The following is a 3,483-nucleotide window of genomic DNA, read 5'->3' on the forward strand; positions in this document are numbered from 1 at the left end:
CAACAGGTCCTCGGCGGTGATGCCCATCTGATCCAGCAGCATCCGCGCCGCCTCGACCACCTCCGGCCGCACCCGCGCCGCCGTCACGACTCACCGCCCAAAACCGCCACGTGCACCGGCAGCGACCAGCGATCCAGCTGCACCATCGGATGCACCACCAACCGACGTGGCTCCAGCAGCGCGGCCAGCAACACCCGTTCCTTCAACCTGATACCGACCGCACGGCGCAAACCCACCGGCAGGCGTAAGCACCCGCGCCCGCAGACCGCCTGCCCGCCGGCATCGTCCGCGTCGATCAGGATCACTCCATGCGCGACGGTGAACGTCACCCGCCGGCCGGCCTCCCAGTCCAGCGCCGCCATGACCCTCGCATCGGAGATGCGGCCCTTGTCGTCCAGCGCGCACATCCCGAAAACCGCATCCCGGCGCGGAGGCGGTGGCGCCTCCGGCAACGGCAACGGCTTCCGGCTCACCGCCGCTCGCCGGACCGACTCCCGGCGCTGACCTTCGCGGTCCCCGTCCTTCATCCGCGGCACCAGCTCGGGTAGCGGAATCGCCCTCACCACGCCGATCGCCCACTGCGGTCAGCGACTCCCTGCCGCCGCACGGCTGCGACGAAATGCCTGGTCAAGTGCACTTGAAATCCTCATCGTCAGATGAGGCACGGCTGCGACGAGGTTGCCTTCAAGTCCCCCCCTCGGACACAACCTGATTCCCAACGGTGCGTGGCAAGATCTAAATCTGCCCGCACCGTTTTGGTTTCCGGAAGATAGGTCAGCCGCAGTCCAAGGTTGCGATACACCTCAGACTTCTCCTCGGGTGAGTTCCCCCCGCTTTCACGGAGCGGTTGATCTTCCCCGGGTTCCGTGGAGGCGACATGCGTGATCTTCTATGCTCGGTCGCTCCTGGAGGAGATTTGTGCCGAGAAGCTATCCACCCGAGTTCCGACGTAAGGTCCTCAACCGGCGCTGTTGCGTTGAGCGATCGGGAGTTGTGGTGTCGCCTCGCCAGGCGTTCAGGCAACGTTGATCGGTGAGGTCCTCAGTCCGGTCGCGTTCGTGGTCTGCTCCGTCGTCGGCGTTCGCGGGGTTCCGGTTTCCGCCGGAGGTGATCGTGGTGGCGATGCGCTGGTACCTGCGCTACAACCTGTCCTATCGCGACATCGAGGAGTTGCTCGCCGAGCGTGGTGTCGAAGTCGATCACGTCACCGTGTATCGGTGGGTGCAGCGGTTCACGCCGCTGCTGGCCGATGCGGCTCGGTTCGCCCGGCGTGCTCCGGGCGACCGCTGGTTCGTGGATGAGACGTATGTGAAGGTCAACGGCGTTTGGCGGTACGTGTACAGGGCGATCGACCAGTACGGGCAGGTCATCGACGTACTGGTGTCAGCTCGGCGGGATGCTGCCGCTGCCCGCAGGTTCTTCGCCCGCGCTCTGAAGGCGTTGAAGACGGTGCCAGTCGAAGTCGTGACCGACGCCGCAGCGGTCTACCCGGCTATGCTCGCCGGCCTGATCCCGGCGGCCTGGCATCACGTCGAACGGTATGCCCACAATCCGGTCGAGGCCGATCACAGTCGGCTCAAACAGCGACTCCGGCCGATGCGCGGGTTACGGACCGACCGCACTGCTCAGACCGTGATCGCTGGCCACGCCTTCGTCCAGAATCTTCGCCGCGGGCATTACGAGATCGCTACCGAGACGCCAACCCGGCTTCGGCTCGGCGCCGCGTTCGCCGAACTTGCCAAAGCGATCTGACCCGGCGGCCGGGCCAGGCCGAACGCGTGTCCCGACCGAACACCGCAACAGAGCCCTTCGATCTCTTGGGTGACCGCGTCGTAGACGTCAACGCGGTCCTGATCTTTGACCTTGGCGAAGGAGGGGGTGATTCTGGCCGCGTTCAGCTTCCTGACTACGGCGTTATTCGCCGCCGCGAGTTCGTCGTAGTCTTCTTGGGCATGGGTGGCCCACTCCCAGATCACTGGCTCTGGAAGCCAGATCTCCGTTTCGGGTGCCTTGCGGGCCAGCGCCTCGGCCAGACTTCGCAGCGCATTGAGGTCGATGCGGCCATGGACTGTCGAGTTCGTGTCGATCACGACGGCGCGGAGGCCGTCAGGCACGCCGGCGCGCTGCGTAACCGCACCATCATGCACGAGTCGCCGAAGCGCTTGTCGCTAGGCGAGCCGTAGTCGGTATTCAGGCCGTGGGGGTCGGTGCCGAGGAGGGCGGGCAGCAGAGGGTGAGGTAGCTCTGCAGATCGGCGATGCGGGCGCTGATGGTGGTCGGGTCGGCCCGGTAGCGGACGAGTTTGCCGTCACGGGCGGAGGTGAGCAGACCGCCGCGGCGCAGGATGGCGAGTTGTTCGCTCGTGGTGGACTGGCCGAGGCCGCAGGCGGTGGCGATCTCGCCGACGGTGAATTCTTGGCCGCCGACGAACAGCATGAGGATCTGCTGGCGGGTTTCGCTGGCGAGGGCTTTGAGGAAGTCCTGGGTGAGGCCGTCAAGTGGTGTGGGCGTGGTCATCGGCTACCAGTGTCCCTTCCAGCACTCATTTCGTCATTTCCCGATGTGACGATACATTGTCGGCATGACTTCCGCAGACCTCGTCGTCATCGGTGGCGGCCAGTCCGGACTCGCCACCGCCAACGCTGCGGCCCGGCGCGGGCTTCGCCCACTGATGCTGGACGCCGCCGCTGGGCCGGGCGGATCGTGGCCGGCCTACTACGACAGCCTCACGCTGTTCTCGCCGGCTCGGTTCTCCGGGCTGCCCGGCATGCCGTTCCCGGGCGACCCGGACCGCTATCCGGTCCGTGACGAGGTCGTCGCCTACCTCACCGCGTACACCGAGGCCCTCGACGCGGAGGTCCGCTCCGGCACCCGCGTCCAGCAGGTGACCGCCACGCAGGACGGTTTCATGATCACGACGGTGGACGGTGGGGTCGTGCGGGCGCCGGCGGTGGTCGCGGCGAGCGGCGGCTTCGGTTTCCCGTTCCGGCCGAAGTTGGCGGGTCTGGAGTCGTTCACCGGTCGGGTGCTGCATGCCGCCGAGTACCGCAATCCCGACGGGTTGGCCGGGGCGCGGGTGGTGGTGGTCGGTGGCGGGAACTCGGCGGTGCAGATCGCGGTCGAGCTCGCGCGGGTGGCGGCGGTGAGTATCACGACGCGTGGAAAGTTGCGGTTCCAGCGGCAGCGGATCCTGGGCCGGGACTTCCATTGGTGGCTGACCAGGACCGGGCTGGACACCTCGCGGTGGGGGCCGCGGCTGGTGTCGGGGACGGTGCCGGTGATCGACGACGGCCGGTACCGGGCCGCCGTCGCCGCCGGGCGGCCGGACCACCGGCCGCTTCCCCAGCGGTTCGACGGCGACCGCATCGTCTGGGGCGACGGTACTAGCTGTTCTGCCCAGAGAGGTTGGGAACGCGGTTGGCGGGTGGTCCGCCGATGGCGGTGTGGTGGCGGTGGTGATTGTAGGTGTGCAGGAATCGGGGT

5 protein-coding genes are annotated in these 3,483 nt (G+C 67.3%); 2 read left to right on the plus strand and 3 right to left on the minus strand.

The window, feature by feature from the left end:
* Positions 1 to 83: 83 nt before the first annotated feature.
* The gene (locus CLV67_RS50750; RefSeq protein ID WP_146169673.1) at positions 84 to 527 is read right to left on the minus strand and encodes a hypothetical protein; all 444 of its coding nucleotides are present in this window, start codon (positions 525 to 527) and stop codon (positions 84 to 86) included.
* A 505-nt stretch (positions 528 to 1,032) separates the two neighbouring features.
* Between CLV67_RS50750 and CLV67_RS50755 the strand changes: the two genes are divergently transcribed.
* Positions 1,033 to 1,752 (plus strand): IS6 family transposase, encoded by a 720-nt coding sequence (locus tag CLV67_RS50755; RefSeq protein WP_106331193.1) that lies wholly within the window; start codon positions 1,033 to 1,035, stop codon positions 1,750 to 1,752.
* Here the strand turns inward: CLV67_RS50755 and CLV67_RS51625 are convergent.
* Together CLV67_RS51625 and CLV67_RS50765 are read right to left on the minus strand one after the other, a co-directional pair.
* Positions 1,677 to 2,114, minus strand: coding sequence for a hypothetical protein (locus tag CLV67_RS51625; RefSeq protein WP_146169674.1), 438 nt, complete (start codon positions 2,112 to 2,114; stop codon positions 1,677 to 1,679). The two genes, CLV67_RS50755 and CLV67_RS51625, sit on opposite strands and share 76 nt — an antisense overlap.
* A gap of 76 nt (positions 2,115 to 2,190) precedes the next feature.
* Positions 2,191 to 2,517 (minus strand): ArsR/SmtB family transcription factor, encoded by a 327-nt coding sequence (locus CLV67_RS50765; RefSeq protein WP_106331195.1) that lies wholly within the window; start codon positions 2,515 to 2,517, stop codon positions 2,191 to 2,193.
* Between the two features lie 64 nt (positions 2,518 to 2,581).
* Between CLV67_RS50765 and CLV67_RS54935 the strand changes: the two genes are divergently transcribed.
* Positions 2,582 to 3,483, plus strand: a 902-nt coding sequence (locus tag CLV67_RS54935; RefSeq protein WP_106331196.1) for an NAD(P)-binding domain-containing protein, incomplete at its 3' end; no start/stop codon positions are given.

This window comes from Actinoplanes italicus (genome assembly GCF_003001815.1).
GTDB lineage: Bacteria > Actinomycetota > Actinomycetes > Mycobacteriales > Micromonosporaceae > Actinoplanes > Actinoplanes italicus.